The organism is uncultured Shewanella sp., assembly GCF_947501665.1.
GTDB lineage: Bacteria > Pseudomonadota > Gammaproteobacteria > Enterobacterales > Shewanellaceae > Shewanella.
The window spans coordinates 76,550-95,235 of record NZ_CANMWS010000002.1; the positions used below are offsets into that span (position 1 = coordinate 76,550).

Genomic DNA, 18,686 nt, shown 5'->3' on the forward strand with positions numbered 1-18,686 from the left:
CATGTACATATAAACCAATACACCTGCTTTAACTTGCATTTTTTCACCGGCAAGCTCATCTTTCTCCTTCACTTCACTTTAAGCGGATTTAGGTAGATAATGAATACCATTCTCCTCCGCCACAGTACCGAGATCATCTGCCATGAAATCAGCTCTTTGCGCAAAAAATGCTTTTCTCGCTCAAAATGAAATCTCAAAATCCATCTTCAGTTATGAAAGTGATGTATATGAACTCGTGACGCAAAGGTGCCAGCTGGTTGATGAAACCCTTAAAAATGAATGGCAAGCAATAGGCCTCAATGACTACCCTATTGCATTGATTGCCGTTGGTGGCTATGGCCGCGGGGAGTTACATCCTCAGTCAGACGTCGATCTACTTTTTCTCGTCGATAATCAATTAGACAAACAGGGTGAGCAAAAAGTCGGTGAGTTCATTACCTTCTTATGGGATGCAGGACTAGAAATCGGTCACAGTGTCCGAACCATTAATGAAACACTTGAACAAGGAAAGAGCGACATCACCATCGCCACAAATTTATTAGAAGCCAGACTACTTTGCGGCCCAGAAGAGTTATTCTCACAGCTCTATACTCGCATTCGAACCGATGATTTTTGGCCCAGTAGTCAATTCTACCTAGCAAAACGTGAAGAGCAAGCGGTCCGTCACGCAAAAGCCAATGCCTTTGATTTAGAGCCCAATATAAAATCTTGCCCTGGCGGACTAAGAGACATTCAAACCATAGCTTGGGTGGCCATGCGCTATTTTAATGCTGCCAAACTAGAAGAATTAGTCTCTTATCATTTTCTTGAACCCATCGAACTAGAAGAATTACTGCAATGCCAAGGGTTTCTATGGCAGCTCAGGTTTGCCTTACACCTTATCTCTGGGCGAGATGAAAATCGGTTATTGTTCGATCTACAACCAAGAGTGGCTGAATTGATGGGTTATGTCGATGGTACCCAACTGGCTGTAGAGCTCATGATGAAACAATATTACCAGACAATCAGACGAGTATTAGAGCTGAATCAAATGTTATTACAGCTCTTTAAACAAGCCACACTTTCCCATACGAGCATACTGAAAGTCACGCCAATTAATGACGATTTTCAACGCCGAGGTAAACTCATTGAGAGCTTATCCACTCAATTATTCAAACAACCCGAACAAATCATGACCTTGTTTTTACATGTTGCGCAAAATGTGAAGATAGAAGGTATTTTTGCACCGACATTGCGCAGTTTAAGGCAAGCGAGAGATGCTCTCACTATCCCTTTAATGGCCATCCCTGAATGCCGTAAAGTCTTCATGGAAATTCTTCGACACTCTCAAGGCATTTCAGCCCTATCACTCATGCACAAGCATGGCATTATGTCGGCTTATTTACCCGCTTGGAGAAAGATTGAAGGGCAAATGCAATTTGATTTATTTCATGCTTACACCGTTGATGAACATACTCACAGACTCTTGCTTAATATTGATCGTTTTTCACAACCCGAGCAGAAAATGGAGTTTCCCCTAGGCTCAGTCATCATTAATCAATTACCCAAAAAAGGCCTGCTGGTTCTTGCTGCTATTTTCCATGATATCGCCAAAGGTCGAGGGGGCGATCACAGCCAACTCGGCAGCCAAGATGCCATCGAATTTTGCCAATTACACGATATGAACAGCCATGATGGACGTATGGTCAGCTGGTTGGTCGAAAACCATCTTCTCATGTCAATCACTGCCCAAAGACGCGATATATCCGATCCTGACGTGATTGCCGTTTTTGCTGACAAGGTACGCACAGCAACACATTTAAGCTACCTCTATTGCTTAACCGTGGCCGATATGTGTGCAACCAATGATAAACTGTGGAACAATTGGAAGGGTGCCTTATTGAGGGATCTGTACTTTTTAACACAAAGGGTATTAGCAAGAGGAAAAGAAAAACCAGTTGATATTCGCGCCAGAGTCCGTGAGCATCAAGCAAAAGCCAAAAAAGAGCTATTACGACGTGGCTTTCAAGAAGAGGCCATCGATAAACTGTGGCACCGCTTCAAAGCCGATTATTTTATCAAACATCAGCCTAATCAGCTCAGTTGGCACGCAGAAGCTATACTTAAACATAAAAAAGATGAGCCTTTAGTCATGCTATCAAAGCATTCAACAAGAGGCGGAACTGAATTGTTTATTTATAGTAGTGACAAAGCCAAACTCTTCGTCTCTATAATGGCCATTTTGGATAATAAAAAAGTCTGCGTTAATGATGCCACTATATTGATAACAAAAGATAAATTTGTCGTCGATACATTTGTCGTGATTGAACAAGACGGCAGTCCAATCACTCACCTTCCTCGCATACAATCCATTAAAAAAGCCTTGATTAAAGCGCTCAACAATCAATCTCCTAAATTACCAAAATTTAGGAAAATATCTCGAAAAATGAAACACTTTAAAGTACCAACTCAGGTCAGTTTCCCACCGAGTCCTCGAAATGATACCAGCATGATGGAGTTGATTACCTTGGATTCACCGGGGCTATTAGCAAAGCTCGGCGAAGTGCTTTACCGCTGTAAAATTAATGTACGTGCAGCAAAAATTAGCACTATTGGTGAGCGAGCAGAAGATTTCTTTTTATTACAAACAACCGAGGGGGGGAAACTCAGTGATGAGCAAAAAGCAGAATTACAATCATCACTCATTAACATGTTAACGCCTAAATAGCCTCAACTCGGCTTTATGAGTGTCAAAAGCCATAAATAATTCATTAAAAAATTATTAAGCAAATGGTATTTGATTTATTTTTAAGTTTGACTAAATATTTCGAGTTCAGGTCAAAGAGTACCTAGATCCAATAAACAAAAAAGGGAAATGATACCATTTCCCTTTTATCGAATACGATATTAAGACTTAAAAAACAACGGTTTTGTTACCATAAACCACCACTTCTTCGTTGAGTACCAGTTGTAATGCCTTGCTTAATACACTTTTCTCAACGTCACGACCACAGCGTGCCATTTCTTCTGCACTATAACTGTGATCAACATGGATAACATCTTGCTTAATAATAGGGCCTTCATCTAAGCAATTATTGACAAAGTGGGCTGTGGCACCAATGATCTTAACACCTCGCTCCCACGCCTGCTTATAAGGTGATGCCCCAATAAACGCTGGCAGAAAAGAATGATGAATATTAATGATTTTATTCGCATATTGCTCAACAAAATCCGGTGTTAAAATTCGCATATACTTAGCCAATACCACATAATCAGGTTGATATTCACTGATCACTTTCATCATCGCATGTTCATGATCTGAACGGGTCAAATTCTCATGACTGACGTAATGAAATGGAATATCAAACTTATCCGCTAAAGGTTTTAACGTATCATAATTACCCACAATAGCAGCAATTTCGACATTTAAACCACCGTAATAGGCTTTCATGAGTAAATCACCAAGGCAATGCGCTTCTTTCGTGACCATAATAACGACACGCTTTACACCTGTATCGGTCAATTTAGTATGGTGGTTCTTCGGTAGCACCTTATCTAAATCAGCTAATAGCCTATCTGTATCGAATACACCTTCCAACTCGGTTCGCATAAAGAACCGTCCTTGTTGGTTATCAACAAACTCACTGTTTTTAACTATATTAAGTTTGTGCTGATAGCAGACCCCTGTCACTCCAGCTAATATGCCTTGAGTATCATCACAATCGGTGATCAATATCTTGCGTTCCATAACTCCCCTTTGCTACTACGACGGTACTTATTTTATCATCACAGCAATGTGCTATTCATCCACAACATTACAAGTGATGGCATTTAAAGACGCCAGTCTACCTTAGCCAAGCAAGATCTTAAAACAGGAATACGACTAAATAATTCAAATTTAATGCGCTTTGAGAGCCAAATAGCAAAAATAACCTCAACTTGAGATCGATCACGTTGAGGTAATACCAATTCCATTATAGAGATGATCAATTCAAAAGCGGCGACTCCAAGGTCGTTCATTCACATCCATATGAACACGGTATTTGTTCATCCGTACACATCAGATGGTGGGAATGTCTTTTAAAGCAGGCGCAATTAACAACCTTGGCTACAGTATGTGGAACTCCCGCTGAAAGCGCCCTTACTATAAGCGCACTTGCTATAATGGAATTGTATAAAGTAGAATCTGACTGTATTTATATTATAAAAGAGATTGCCAAGATTCCATCCATTTTAATGCTTCAATTTCAGGCTCCATCGTCTCACCAGCATCAATTTTCAAAACCTCACCTAATCGTTTTGCTCCAAGCTCTGTGAATAAAGCATCAAATTGTAAACCAGCCCCACAGAAAGTATCATAACTGGAATCCCCCAAAGCAATCACACCGTATTCTAAATCGGGCAAATAGGGCGCTGTATTTTTCAATTCAGAAAACCAAGGATAAATATCATCAGGCACATCACCTTGCCCTGTTGTGGCACAAACAATCAACAAAACTTCATTTTGAGGAGGTACGAACCCATCTAAATCATCAACTTGGTGTAGTCCCACTTCATTGCCAGCATCTAATAAAGCCGTTTTAATGGTTTCAGCAACATACTGAGCACTGCCATAAACAGTGCCATAAACTAAATTAATCTTTTTCATGTATACTTAATCCTATGAGTGATGAATGATCATTGATGATTTCTCAATGAATATCTCACATAACCTATTAATACTGTATCGCAAAAAGGGATCCACTGATAGCGTATTAATATTGCAATCGCAGAGGCGTATTATGCGACATGTTTATCGATTTAAACACAGAAAACAAAAACAAAAAGCTGCTCAAATCAGACGAATAAAATACTTTCTCGCAGAAAACCCTCCCGAAGCACAATCCTCTACGTCTCATTTTTTCCGTCTCAAAAAACACAATTAACCCTGATTTGAGATGAGCAATATACCACACACGAACATTCAGTTAATAAAGGGAATAAACTATATTAAATAGCCTTCATCTTGGCTCAATTCTGTCTCATTCCAACCTAACCCATGAAACAGTGTCAGCCATTCAGATTCTAACTCCGTTTCAATCACCATACTCTCACCCGTTCTTGGATGATCAAAACACAATTTCTTCGCAATTAACCAAAGACGATTAACATTAAAATGCTCCCTAAAAAATTTATTTTGCTTTCCATCACCATGAGTCGTATCTCCAATAATGGGATGCCGCAAATGTGCCATATGCCGCCTTAACTGATGTTTTCTTCCTGTTAATGGCGTCAAGTGTACCAAGGCATAACGACTGGTCGCGTAACGACCTGAAGCATATGGGATCTCAGTATTGAGTAAGGGCTGAAAATCTGTCACCGCATCTTGTGCTAATTTATTCGGATCCACATTTTTATCACCAAGGGCATCAAGTTCTTTTTTCAAAGGATAATCTAGTTTCCCCCCCTCACTCATGTTGCCTCTTACTATCGCTAAATATTGTTTTTCTACACTATGCTGCTCAAATTGTTCACATAATATTCGTGCCATCTCACTGCTTTTAGCAAATAATAAAACACCCGATGTCGGCCTGTCTAAACGATGCACAGGATAAACATGGCAGCCAACCTGATCTCTCAGTAACTGCATAGCAAAAAAGCGTTCTTTTCTTGCCAAGTACGTTCTATGGACCAATAACCCCGCAGGCTTATGGATCACAACAATATCGTCATCTTCATATAAAATCGCTAATTTTGGGGGGATCTCAGTGTCACAATCCGCTTGATGGTGAGCAAAAAAAGTATCAAAGCCCTGAAATGCTCTAACTAACTCATTAAGGCTTGGCTCCATCCCCCATACTTGCTCTGCCATCGGTGCGATGCCCATTTCACTGGGTAAAGGTAAATTATTATCAATTAAGTGATGCATTGTAGGTAAAAAAACAAACTGTAACCATTGCTCAAAACTCATGGTATCGACGGCAAAGGGAGCTTGACTTAACATCGCAGTGGCAGACGGTTTTTCAACTGGGAAGCGTTTTGTTAAACACAATAAATTTTCGAGATTAATTAGCTTTTCTTGAACAAGGGTATGCGACATAACATGCTTCTTAAATTTAATGGGCCTTATAATTTTCCATATAAGATCATACCATCTAGTCTGACTTATCCCTATAATACCCACTCAATTTCTTTAATGTGGCAGTAACATGGATAAAATAACAACACTAAGCCAATTTCTTTCTTTAGGCGGCAGCCAATTTCATGTTTATGAAATGGGCCGTCGAGTTCAATACATAGATACAAAAGCATTTGAGCAAATTGAAGCACTTGATCGTCCTTACCCCAGTCCTTTACAAGGCCATGCACATTTTGCGCTTGTTTTTTGGGATGAGACAAAAGAGCATTTCATTTGGTTTTTAAAATTGCCACTTGATGAGCAAGGTTTACTCTCCCCAGCCCCAAGAACACAATTTATTAAAATGATTATAGAGGCACTCGGCAATTCTCCCACGCAGACATTAACAGAAGCACAGCAAGACAAACTTGCTAATCATCCATTTAGCTTTAAACCTAATTCAGAAAAGCTGGCTATCTTTAATGCATTAGTAAGACAAAAACTTAATCATCCCCCTTCTTCACAATACCAAAAAGCCTGTGATTATTTAGCTGAGAATAGCAAAGAAAGTCAATGGAAAGAGCTAGGGTTACAAGGAATTGCAGACATTTGTGTCAGAAATGATGATAGCAAACACCTGCCTCTTATTCAAAAAGGCTTATCAACTGCACCCAACGAAATTCAAATCGCCATATGCCAATGTTTAGAGCACCTGACCATTGAACCTTCCTTAGCCCATTTATTATTGGCCCAAATACTGAATGAAGATAGAGAGAATGACATTTATCGATTGAGAGCACTGGCTTCTCATCCCAACTTGGCTAAAAAAGCCATAATGTATTGGCATAAACAAAACCAATTAACTCCCGAATTACTCATTACTATTGCTGGGCGCAATTGGACGATGCTTCAAGACACACAATTACAAACACTTTACTTGAATACTTTAGCCGAACAAGAACAATCTTTTTTTAATCAACTATTCATTGAATTAGTTGCTATTCCGGCATTACGCCCACTGCTACTTGCACAATTACGTAATCCTGAACGCAGTGAACAACTTACTCAGGCCATAGGTGGTTTATTCAAGGCAACTAAATCATGATAGATATTTTCATTATTCTCATACTTATTATTGTCATCATTTTCTTCTGGCAACTCAGACAGATGGCGGAAGTCAGTCGTATTTACGTCAATAAAGAATGTCAAAAACAACAAGTTCAACTATTAGCCATTGCACAAGACTCCGCTCGCCCAAGTCTAGGTGGCAATACTGGTTTTACGTGGAAAGCAAGATACTTATTTGAATTCAGTACCAATGGTATTGATAAACATCAAGGAAATATATGGCTGTTAGGCACGAGAATACAAAAAATTGAATGGCCAGTTTTTCCCGAACCTGAATGGCAAGGTGCACCTGATGCCAAAGGGCAAATAGGCCGCTGCCCAAATCGATAAAGCAAAAGAAAAGGCACGACCTAAGTCGTGCCTTTCTATTATTGATTAAGCTATCCCGCTATTTTCGTGCTCCCTGCACCATCCATGCGATCAATATGCTCCTTGCTTCATCCTTGTGCATCCTTGTCATCCTTGTACCAGAGTACATCCTCCTTGATCCCGCACACATCCTTTGCTTGGCTTGCTTAATCCATCAGCGTGTCCACAATCGTCCTTGAGGATCCGATTGGCCACAATCCATTTATTATTGCCATCCGAAGCAACCCGCAAAACTCCTTTGCAGAAATGGCACTTTTCCTTTTATGATAAGTGGCTTAGTCCTTAAAGCCTCATCCTTGATCACAATCATTAACCGTATCCTAGCCCTAACCTAAGGTTAGGCTGGCTTGTTCCTTAAGCTGCTCCAATGTCATCCTTGAAGAATATTACGTACTTTCCATGTAACTTGCCTTCCAGGCAATAACCTTCGTCCTTTTACTGCATAACTTCCTTTTTGCTTTTCGTTTTCATCCTTGAAAACCTCCTCCCTAAGCCATACAAGTGCAATAGCTAGCATCCTGAGCTAATGGCCACTCAATCAACCTCCGTGTACCTTCTAAAGTGTAATTCAAAAAAACAAAATATACACATTTTAAACACAAATATAACAAATATATTTTTTAACAAATAAAACCAGACACCAACAAGCAATTGTTTTATTTGGTAATATGGATAATTTAGCTTTTATCCATTATGCGTGATGGCATATTTTTATTTGTTTTTGTGCGAAATCTCTTACAAGACTTAAGGACTATAACCTATAGTGTTACTAATATGTAAATATCAGTATGGGCTAAAATGCAAACTAAAAATACATTGATAAGTTCTACTAAGTAGTCGTTATTCTAAAATAATATCCCAGCCCCTAATTAACACAAACATCTTATATACAATTGCTCGATGATTTATTTTTTTCTCAAAACTTTTCTATATTGAGTTTCTTGCAATCATACTCAAGCTAGTTCATCAATCCCGTTTGGCACTCCTTGCCAAACTATTTCCTTATCTGCTATTTCCCTATGCAGTCCATCCGCTGGCTGAACAGCGTCCCTATACCACTTCCTTGTCCAAGCTTTTCAGTGCCTCCTTCACTAATAGGCCTGCAGCTCTTTGGCACTCCTTGTCAAACTATTTCCTTATCTGCTATTTCCCTATTCAGCCCATCCGTTGGCTTAACAGCTTCACTATATAACTTCCTTGTTTAGGCTTTTTCAGTGCTTCCTTCACTAATAGGCCTACGCTCTTTGACACTCCTTGCCAAACTATTTCCTTATCTGCTATTTCCCTATCTACTCTATCCCTATGCAGCCCATCCGTTGGCTTAACAGCTTCACTATATAACTTCCTTGTCTAGGCTTTTTCAGTGCTTCCTGCACTTAACTCTTTAGCAATCCTTGCCTGTTATATCCTTATAACATAAAAGCCGATAACGCATATTGACATTACCTCCTTGTATAACATTCTTCCCTTAACCCTCAAAAATATGAGAATAAGTGACTTCCTTGTCAACCGCTAGCATTTCCTATGCCCAATTCTCATCTTGCTTCCTTGCTTGCCTATATAAGATAAAGACACATACTGCATCTCATTTATAAACAACTTTAAATGAATGATATCCATATCAATATGAAACACTTCCTGTATTTCAATTTCATTTAAAACTACATGTTTATCACTTATAAACGGCTGGCACTCCTTGTGCCCATTTTTAAGAGAATAAATGACTTTCCTGTCAACTTAATGCCCTTCCTAGGCCTTATTCTCATTCATGCTTCCTTGCTGCAGCTAACACTTCCTGTGTTTACCTTGATTAACAACGAATGAGTAACATACTTGTAAAAAGCTAGCACATCCTGTGCCCCTCATTCTTAGCATCCTTGCTATTACAGCTCCTTATTTCTACCAATCAATATACGATTGACTTTCAACCAAACCTGTTGAAAAATGATAAATAATTATCAAGTATCACCGAAAGCAATTAATTTTAGTTATCAAATAAAAGCTAAAGACCACTTCTATTTCATTCTCTTTATTCGCTAGCTTAAAAAAACCTTCGCTGCTTTTCGATAGGATTATTTTAGGTTTTCTGTGAATAAAAAGCATGATGACTTTTCAATAAAACTGCCACTTTTCGATTAGAGATATATCAAAAATAAAACAAAAAATATTTTATATCAACATCTTAATAGGTGGCGACCGAGTTTACCCCAGCTAAAAAATACCTATATCCCACAACTTTGTAGGATATATCTTACATAGCGAATAGCATTAACAACAAAAACAAACCACACAAAGAACATAAAAGATACAAATACACTTATTTGGATAAATTAAATACAAAAAAAGCACTTTGGCAACCTTGGTAAAACAAAAGTCGCATATCAATTTTATTAAAAACATGAAACATCTAGTCATCAGCAAGGTTATTGAGGACATCTAACGATAATTTGAATAATATTTGTCAAAGAAGTACAAAACTTCATTTAAGGTTAATCATTTCAAATCTAATCGATTATTATGAATTTTCATATTTAATATCAACACGTTTACTTATATGAAAGTAACCTCTGATAGCTAAAGCAGTAATTCATATCAATTCTGTTATATAAGTGATCTTTCAGTAGGAGTTCAAGGCAAGGTCGTTTATGGTGACAGCTTTAACAGGCATTCTCACCGATATGGCGGTCACGGATATTAGAAGCAGATCGTTATTCTCGGCTTGGGTTCCAACGTCTCTCTATCTTTCTTTCCATCTGATGTTTACGGATGAACAAATGTCGTCTTCACAGGGATAAATAAACGATCGAGGGGTCGGTTATCGAAAACATCTAACATCGCATAAAGCCCGTTGCCCCCTCACTGAGTGAAGCTTCATATAATAAAGATAATATAACCTATTGTTTTATATGTAAAATCAATTTATTTCTATTTAATTTCAAGACAGAGGTTCAGTCCTAATAATCCACGATGAGTAGAAGGCACAACTCTGATGAACACCAAATAATACCAATCTAAGTAACCTGAACTAGGGATAATGAGTGTCAAAGAACATTGGTAATCCACTTAAAGTCAATAGGTTAAAATAAATCCAGTTATTCTTTATTGTTTCATTTGGCTAAATACCACTATTTGTGTCTATATCAAGGCGGGATGTCGTATCTAATAGCGGGCTATTAGTAGGAAACACAACATAGATAGGGGCAAAATAGCGCTATTAAGCGGCGCTGCTTATCCCGAGTTCAGGTTAAGTAAGTGATCATTCTGCGGGAATTAAAAATGCGGTAGGCAAGGTCGTTAATTGCTCCTGCTTTAACTGACATTCCCTCCATCTGATGTTTACGGATGAACAAATGCCGTGTTCATATGGATGTGAATGAACGGCCATGGAGGTCGCGGCAGTTTGACGCTAATCGTTATTCTATATCAAAAACAAACAACGCAGCATAACGTATTTTTAAACTCGCACAGAGTGAATGGCTCTGAACTGATCATTTACTTACTTTAGGTTGGTATAGTGAAATTAAGAGAGAGTAAAACTAAAGACTTTGTAGGGCATATTCTTAAATAAAGATAAGAGGCACCTCCACATTAGACTAGGTTTGTACTCTCACACTTAATACAAGCAAGCGTCCGATAAACGGTAAAAAAATTAATGTTAGTCACAATGACTTCATTTTAGTAAGGCAATAAATCTTGCTTCAAGCTCGGTTACAGAGCATTCAACTTGAGTAATAATTTCAATTCTTGAATCCATCACTTCATCAAATTCGCTTAGCTCCATCTCCCCTTCAACCCAATTGATCCCGACTATCCCATCACCAGTAATCAATATTGCTTTAATCCTCACGGCCTCTATAACATCAATGAAATTGAGTAATAAAGGCAAATCAAACTCATATTGAGGAGAGAATACCCAAGCATAAGAGTAATGTGCTTCAGCATAATGGTGTTTACTCCATATTCCTCGTTTATCAAATACAATATTTTTTGCCTCATCAATGTCATTGAAAACAGGAAATTGATGATGTGGAATATTACGAGACAATAATGATGTCGGTTGAGGAGATAAAACTGACGTTTGAGTGGCCGGTATCAATGGGGTGTCCGCGGTATAATGGCATACATCATTCATTAACCCTAACAACTGAGCGGTATCGAGATCTGAATACTGTGCTAGCTTAGATGAGAATCGTAAACACTGACTATACTTCATCCCTTTTTCTTGTAAAAAACACATTAAATCACCGAATTCTTCGTGTTGATATTCATCAGACTTACTGGCAACAATAATATCTGCGACTCTTAATTGTTGCTGAAAAGTATCATTAGTTTGATAACGAATATCAGTGATCTTACGCGCATCAACTAAAGTCATACACGTTTTCATATCGATAATATGTTTAAAATGTGGCTCTGTTAACACTTTGAGTACGGCTTCAGGGTGACCTAAACCAGTCGGCTCTATTATTAATCTATCTGGTTTCGCCTTTGCAATGAGTTGTGTGATGGCCACTTGCATCGGTACACCAGCAGCACAGCACATACAGCCTCCTGCTACCTCTCGAATATGGATTTCCGGCTGATCTTTTGATAATAAGGCACTGTCGATGCCAACATCACCAAACTCATTGACCAATACCGCCCATTTTTCGTCTTTGGGCTTCACTTTCAAAAGAGCGGTAATGAGTGAGGTTTTTCCTGAACCAAGAAAACCAGTAATAATATTTGTCGGTATCGCAGTTTGGATCATATTAATGTATTCCAAGATAGTCATTCACAGAACAAAATAAAACGTTAACATGAGTGAGATTAACCTCTATGTTTAGGTTTTCCCCCTTTTTTCTTCGCGCTGCCTTTACTTCTATTCATTTTACTGCGTTTATCTATCGAAGTTTTACGCGAAAAAGAACGGTTTTGTTTTGCTTTTTCAAGTGCAGTATGCTCCCGATAACGTGCAGGTAAAGGTGCCCCAATTTCATAGCCAGGCAAAGTCACTCTTGGTAATGTTTGTAAAATAATCGCTTCAATATCGGCCAATATAGATTCATCTTGAGGAGAAATAAATGAAATCGCTCTGCCCTTTTGTCCGGCTCGCCCTGTTCTACCTATCCGATGAATGTAATCTTGAGGATCATCAGGTAATTCGACATTAATCACTAAAGGTAAGGACTCAATATCTAATCCACGCGCAGCCACATCGGTAGCGACCATGACACGTAATAGGCCTGATTTAAACTCTTCTAGGGCACGATTACGCGCGCCTTGTGTTTTATCACCATGAAATACCGCGTTGTTGATACCATCAAGTGCCAACTCTCGGCATAAATTATCAGCACTTTCTTTAGTACTGACAAAAACAAGCACTTGCTGCCAATTATTACGCCCGACGAGTTCTGAAAGCAATTCCGTTTTGCGGCGTTTATCCACCAAATAAACTTCTTGAGTAATATGCTCACTTGTTGGTTGACTCGCCACATTAATCCAATGGGGATTGACTAACATTTTTCCTGCTAATTGTTTAACTTCAGCATTATAAGTTGCCGAGAAAAATAAAGTTTGATGATCTGGAGCTAATAATTTTTTAACTTTCTCAATATCTCGAACAAACCCCATATCTAACATGCGATCAGCTTCATCAACCACAAGATGAGAAACGAATGATAAATCAACATGCTGCTGGCCAATATGATCAAATAGCCGCCCTGGTGTCGCCACTAAAAAATCCACTCCGGCATATAAAGCCTTACGTTGAGGGTTCATATTCGCCCCGCCATATACAGCGGTTGTGTTAAACGGAAGAAACTGACTGTATTTAACAATACTTTGACTCACTTGAATAGCCAGTTCTCGTGTCGGTGTCAATACTAACACTCGAACCTCACAATGGTGAGTCGACCCAGTATTATCAAGTAATGTACTGTTAGAGAGAGACTGAGCCAGCAGCTGTAACAAAGGTAGCGTAAAAGCTGCCGTTTTACCTGTGCCAGTTTGCGCACACGCCATCACATCATCACCCTTTAACGCTAAAGGGATCACTTCCGATTGAACCTGAGTTAAGGTTTGGTAACCACATTGAGTGACAGCATCGACAATTCTTGCATCAAAACTGAGACTGGAAAATTTCATGATAAACTCATCGGCAATAATTAAGCCTTAAAGTTTACCAAGAAGCCCCTTGTTTGAATAGCTAAAGCCCACTCAGCCCTCAAATATAATGGTATTAATCTAATCGTTATTGAGCACTATGCTCAACTAACGTCGGATTCAATAAATTATCGTGTATAGGACAACGATGACAAACAAGATCTAAAAATGCTTGTTTTTCTGACGAAGTCAAATCAGCATCAATTCTCGCGTGAATATCAATTGATTTGAAACCGACTGGATCTGTCGTCTCTTTTCCGCTTAAACCATCTGTATTTAAGACGGCAGTCATATTGACATCTATTCCATTGAGTTTAATCCCTTTATCACGTGCGACCATTTTAGCAATGGTTGAAATACAGCCTGCAAGTGAGAAAATAAATGTTTCAAGTGGCGTAGCCCCTAAGTCCGTCGCTGACGGTTGATCAATCACGAGGGTATGTTCTCTCACATTTGCAGTGACTTTCCAGCCATCTGCCATTTGAGTATTAACAATGATTGTCTTATCTGGCATGATCTTATTACCCTTTTAAAAATAGCTAAACTAACACCAATGACGCAGGTTTTAAATGTAAACAGAAAACCTCGTCTAAAAAATAATGCTTCATGCTAAAATCCCCATATTCACTCATGCTGTATACATGCAGAATAAACTGCCAGTATAGAGTTAACCAACAATATGACTATGACAATCAAAACTAAATTCTCCCAATCTAAAACCTATCACCTGTCTATGCAGATTTATTATGAAGATACTGATTTTTCAGGTGTTGTCTACCATCCTAATTTTCTTAAATTTTTTGAAAGGGCAAGAGAACATGTCATTGGCCCAGACACACTAATGCAACTTTGGAATCAACAGCAACTGGGCTTTGCCGTTTACAGAAGTGACATGACCTGCTTTGAAGGAGTCGAGTTTGCCGATGAAATTGATGTACGTACCCAATTTTATTTTGAAAGTAAATACCGAACCATTTGGCACCAAGAAATATGGCGACCCAATCGTAAAAAGCCCGCAGTAAGCGCAGAGGTTGAAATGGTGTGTATGAATCAATCTCGCCAATTAGTGCCTATGCCCAGTGAGCTGATAACTCAATTAGGTCAAGATCCTAATTTATTAACTTAATGATGTTCAATTCACCCAACCTAATCCTTAAAAGTGGCGCTAATGTGTGATCAGCTTCTAATAAATGTAATCTCACTCATTAGATGCCTCTTTCTTCCATTCAATATTTCAGTGTCATCATTATCCAACCGCCTGTAAACACGAAATGCTCACAACAAAACGAATACCCATAGGCCCTACATTACAGCCTCCACGATAAAGTAATAAAACGGCTAATAGGCAAAAAGGCTAAAGTAAAATACAATAAAGCCAACGAATTAGCTTTAAAACAATATTGAACCCTTATATTATTTAAGGGTATAGTAATGTTAACCTTTAAATAACAATAAACATAAAGTTAGCGTACAAATATTACATCTATTTCCCATTACTTTCCTTTGGAAATGAGATTATTCATACGCTGAGGCATGGAATAAACGCATGAGTAAAACCTTCTCTACAGGCCTAGATCAAGAGCGCAAATTAACATCTTCTGATGAATTAATCTCGACCACTGACAAACATGGCATCATCACTTACGTTAACCAACAATTTATCGACATATCCGGCTTTAGCAAAAATGAACTTCTCGGAAAGAATCATAGTATTGTTCGCCATCCAGATATGCCAAGCGCTGCATTCAAAGAAATGTGGGGAAAATTGAAATCGGGACAATCTTGGCGAGGCATAGTCAAAAACCGCTGTAAAAATGGACACTATTATTGGGTTGATGCCTTTGTCACTCCACTTGTTGAAAATGGAGAAATTATTGGTTATCAGTCTGTGCGCATAGCGCCCAAAAATGCATTTGTTAAAAATGCCCAAAAAATTTACTTAAAACTCAATCAAAACAAAACGGTTTCAGATCCTATAAGCTTAACCCAAAAACGTATCCTATCGGCTTTTAGTGCCAGTATAGGGCTCCTCCTTGCAGGCTACATTTGGGGCTGGGGAGTGATCTTAGCAGGCATTTTATTAATGGGTATTAACTTAGCCATATTTTATGATGAAGCCTTTCGAATACCCACAAAACTTATGGCAATGAAACACAGCTATGATTCCATTAGCCGTTTTATTTATTGCGGCAGAGATAGCTCTTCTTTACTCGATTTTCAACTCATGATGAAAGATGCCAAGTTACAAGGTGTGCTGGGACGTTCTCGAGATCATGCCCAGCACATTGACAATATTGCCGAAAAACTCATTTCATCCACCCAACAAACTCATTCAAGCCTAGATCTTGAAAATCAACAAATAGAACAAATTGCCAGTGCTATGGAAGAAATGGGGGCCTCTATCAGTGAAGTCGCCAATAATGCCCAATCCACATCACTTAACATTGATGATACTTGCCAACTCTGTCTAGATAGCCGTGACACAATGCAAGAAAATAGCGCCAGTATTGATGCACTCACAGCATCAGTAGTTGAAGCAGCGGCAAATGCACATCAATTAAATAAAGAAGCTGAACATGTCGCCAGTGCCATGTCAGAAATCGATGCGATTGCTGAACAGACAAACCTACTTGCACTCAATGCTGCCATTGAAGCCGCAAGAGCAGGTGAGCAAGGACGCGGATTTGCTGTTGTTGCTGACGAAGTAAGGGCCCTTTCTAGCCGCACACAAGAGTCAACCAATAGTATTTCTAAAAGTGTCGATAAAATGTTTAGCATGCTAAGTCGCTGGGCAAAACAAATGGATCAGAGCCAATCTCAAGCACAGCAGTGTGCATTAGACACCCAAAGTTCGGCCTCCAAAGTCGATACAATTTACCAGTCCATGAATCACATTCATGATCTCGCTCAGCAAAATGCAGTGGCTGCTGACCAACAAAAACAGGTCATCGGTGAAATAAACAAAAATATTTCCCAGATAAGCCAAGCAGGTTTTGAAAACCTGAGTGCTGTTAATATGGTTGAATCCTCAGTACTTGAACTTAAAGTCAATGCAGAAAAAGCAAAATCATTGAGAAAAACATTTAGTTAATCACAGAAATAAAAAGCGTTGTAAACAATACATTGAGCAAGGAACCTAGTGATACTAACTCGATAGAAATCAATGTAATATAAAATTGATAAGTGTCAGTCTGCTAGGCTTCTTCCAAACGAGTCGCTTCATTTCACTTCAGTTAAAGTGGTTTGAATAATTATTCATTCCACTTTGCCACTCTTTCGAATAAGAAATAACCTGTTAGTAATAACACTTTATTTTCAGAGTGTTAAAACAAAAATACTGACTAAAAACAAAACAAATAATGACTCATAAAAGAGTAATCAGCTAATATACGCATTTTATATAAAAATATAATTATTTTACATGGAAGGCATTAGACGGTAGAGTTGCCCACTTATTTTTTAATAATGACGATAACTATATAAAGCGTTTGACTAAGTCTACACCTTGCATCAATTAATGCATTCTGGGAACACTCGGCATATGGGGTATAAAAAATGTCTACAAAAAAAACCCACAATTTAAAAACGATCCTCACTTTTCTCATACCATCTATCATTGGCTTGTTATTGTTCATGACACCTGTCAGTTATAATGACGCTATCACTATTCCTATTGCTATTTTTGCAAAAGGCTTAGAGGGCTTACTCGATGGCGTACTGACCTCTATTATTACTGGGATTGTTATTTTTACAGGGGTCATGTCAATTTTTACCAAAATTGTTCGTCCTCAATGGATAATCAATAACACCTTTTTACATTCCCTTTTTAATGTCAGCCCAGCTTGGCTAGTCATTCGATTACTGGGAATGAGCTTCATTATTTTGACCTTTTTCCAATTTGGTCCAGACGCTATCCGCTCTAATAATACTGGAGCACTGGTTTTAAATGATCTATTACCTATTCTACTTTGCGTATTCTTATTTGCAGGTTTATTACTCCCCTTACTGCTTAACTTTGGTTTACTTGAACTCTTTGGCAGTTTATTAACAAAAGTCATGCGTCCCATTTTTAATTTACCGGGACGCAGTGCTATTGATTGTATGGCTTCATGGCTAGGAGATGGTAGTGTTGGAATATTACTAACAGCCAAACAATATGAGTCTGGTTTTTACACACAAAAAGAAGCCGCCATTATTGGTACCACTTTCTCTGCAGTTTCTATTACTTTCGCCTTAGTGATCATTTCTCAAGTACAACTTGAACATTTGTTTGTGCCTTTCTACCTTACCGTCTGTTTTGCAGGAATAATGGCCGCGATTATTGTCCCTAAATTGCCTCCTTTATCTTGGAAAAAAGACACATATGTTGATGGCTCACCTCGCCATCCTGATGATGAGGTCATCCCTGCCGATCACAGTGCTTTTTCTTGGGGGATCCATTTAGCATTAACCAAAGCAGAAAAATCAGTCGGTTTTAAACAAACCTTTATTGACGGACTAAAGAACGCCACTGATATGATTTTTGGCATCATTCCAGTTATTATGGGCATGGGCACCATTGCACTAATATTGGCTGAATACACGTCAATTTTTGACTATTTGGGCATGCCTTTTATCCCATTATTGGAGCTTTTACATGTTCCTGAAGCCACAGAAGCTTCCAGAACCATTGTCGTTGGGTTCGCTGATATGTTTATTCCATCTATTTTAGCGGGCAGTATTGAATCTGACATGACGCGCTTTATCATTGCCGCAATGTCTGTCACTCAACTTATTTATATGAGCGAAGTCGGTGCCTTACTTATCGGTAGCCGAATTCCCATTAACGTGCTTGAGCTATTTGCTGTTTTCATTCTAAGAACCTTAGTCACTTTACCTATTATTGCCGGGATTGCGCACCTCATTTTTTAAGCTATTCCTAATATAACACCATAAAAAAGAGCGGTATTAACCGCTCTTTTTTATCATA

13 protein-coding genes and 1 pseudogene are annotated in these 18,686 nt (G+C 38.6%); 6 read left to right on the plus strand and 8 right to left on the minus strand.

Features of this window, described 5'->3' with window-relative positions; translation table 11 throughout:
• Positions 1-142: 142 nt before the first annotated feature.
• Positions 143-2,707, plus strand: coding sequence for a bifunctional uridylyltransferase/uridylyl-removing protein GlnD (gene glnD / locus Q0976_RS01835; RefSeq protein ID WP_299490350.1), 2,565 nt, complete (start codon positions 143-145; stop codon positions 2,705-2,707).
• Positions 2,708-2,893: 186 nt separating this feature from the next.
• On the opposite strand, the gene purU is transcribed toward glnD, so the two are convergent.
• The 5 genes and pseudogenes from purU to Q0976_RS01860 all read right to left on the minus strand — a co-directional run.
• Positions 2,894-3,727 (minus strand): formyltetrahydrofolate deformylase, encoded by an 834-nt coding sequence (gene purU / locus Q0976_RS01840; protein ID WP_299490352.1) that lies wholly within the window; start codon positions 3,725-3,727, stop codon positions 2,894-2,896.
• Between the two features lie 83 nt (positions 3,728-3,810).
• Positions 3,811-3,999 carry a hypothetical protein gene (locus tag Q0976_RS01845; protein ID WP_299490355.1) on the minus strand — a complete coding sequence of 63 codons (189 nt, stop codon included), beginning with the start codon at positions 3,997-3,999 and terminating at the stop codon, positions 3,811-3,813.
• A 181-nt stretch (positions 4,000-4,180) separates the two neighbouring features.
• A complete protein-coding gene (locus tag Q0976_RS01850; protein ID WP_299490357.1) occupies positions 4,181-4,627 on the minus strand; it encodes a flavodoxin in 447 nt (148 codons plus the stop codon).
• A gap of 336 nt (positions 4,628-4,963) precedes the next feature.
• Positions 4,964-5,722 carry a tRNA pseudouridine(65) synthase TruC gene (gene truC, locus Q0976_RS01855; RefSeq protein WP_299490646.1) on the minus strand — a complete coding sequence of 253 codons (759 nt, stop codon included), beginning with the start codon at positions 5,720-5,722 and terminating at the stop codon, positions 4,964-4,966.
• A 48-nt stretch (positions 5,723-5,770) separates the two neighbouring features.
• Positions 5,771-6,058: pseudogene (locus Q0976_RS01860) on the minus strand (YqcC family protein); the annotation flags it as partial.
• 109 nt (positions 6,059-6,167) lie between these two features.
• Between Q0976_RS01860 and Q0976_RS01865 the strand changes: the two are divergent.
• Together Q0976_RS01865 and Q0976_RS01870 are read left to right on the plus strand one after the other, a co-directional pair.
• Complete coding sequence (locus Q0976_RS01865; protein ID WP_299490360.1) at positions 6,168-7,181, plus strand: DUF3549 family protein; 1,014 nt, start codon at positions 6,168-6,170, stop codon at positions 7,179-7,181.
• Entirely contained in the window at positions 7,175-7,534 is a 360-nt protein-coding gene (locus Q0976_RS01870; protein WP_299490648.1) for a DUF3301 domain-containing protein, read from the plus strand. Before Q0976_RS01865 ends, Q0976_RS01870 begins: the two co-directional genes overlap by 7 nt.
• A gap of 3,709 nt (positions 7,535-11,243) precedes the next feature.
• Here the strand turns inward: Q0976_RS01870 and Q0976_RS01875 are convergent.
• The 3 genes from Q0976_RS01875 to Q0976_RS01885 all read right to left on the minus strand — a co-directional run bounded on the left by Q0976_RS01875 (position 11,244) and on the right by Q0976_RS01885 (position 14,231).
• A complete protein-coding gene (locus Q0976_RS01875) occupies positions 11,244-12,323 on the minus strand; it encodes a GTP-binding protein (protein WP_299490361.1) in 1,080 nt (359 codons plus the stop codon).
• A gap of 59 nt (positions 12,324-12,382) precedes the next feature.
• Positions 12,383-13,699, minus strand: coding sequence for a DEAD/DEAH box helicase (locus Q0976_RS01880; RefSeq protein WP_299490363.1), 1,317 nt, complete (start codon positions 13,697-13,699; stop codon positions 12,383-12,385).
• Positions 13,700-13,805: 106 nt separating this feature from the next.
• Positions 13,806-14,231, minus strand: coding sequence for an OsmC family protein (locus Q0976_RS01885; RefSeq protein WP_299490365.1), 426 nt, complete (start codon positions 14,229-14,231; stop codon positions 13,806-13,808).
• A 165-nt stretch (positions 14,232-14,396) separates the two neighbouring features.
• On the opposite strand from Q0976_RS01885, the gene Q0976_RS01890 reads away from it, so the two are divergent.
• From Q0976_RS01890 to Q0976_RS01900, 3 genes are all read left to right on the plus strand, one after another.
• Positions 14,397-14,843 carry a thioesterase family protein gene (locus Q0976_RS01890; RefSeq protein ID WP_299490367.1) on the plus strand — a complete coding sequence of 149 codons (447 nt, stop codon included), beginning with the start codon at positions 14,397-14,399 and terminating at the stop codon, positions 14,841-14,843.
• Positions 14,844-15,263: 420 nt separating this feature from the next.
• Entirely contained in the window at positions 15,264-16,808 is a 1,545-nt protein-coding gene (locus Q0976_RS01895; protein WP_299490369.1) for a PAS domain-containing methyl-accepting chemotaxis protein, read from the plus strand.
• 464 nt (positions 16,809-17,272) lie between these two features.
• The gene (locus tag Q0976_RS01900; RefSeq protein WP_299490371.1) at positions 17,273-18,628 is read left to right on the plus strand and encodes a YjiH family protein; all 1,356 of its coding nucleotides are present in this window, start codon (positions 17,273-17,275) and stop codon (positions 18,626-18,628) included.
• The last annotated feature ends 58 nt before the right edge of the window (positions 18,629-18,686 follow it).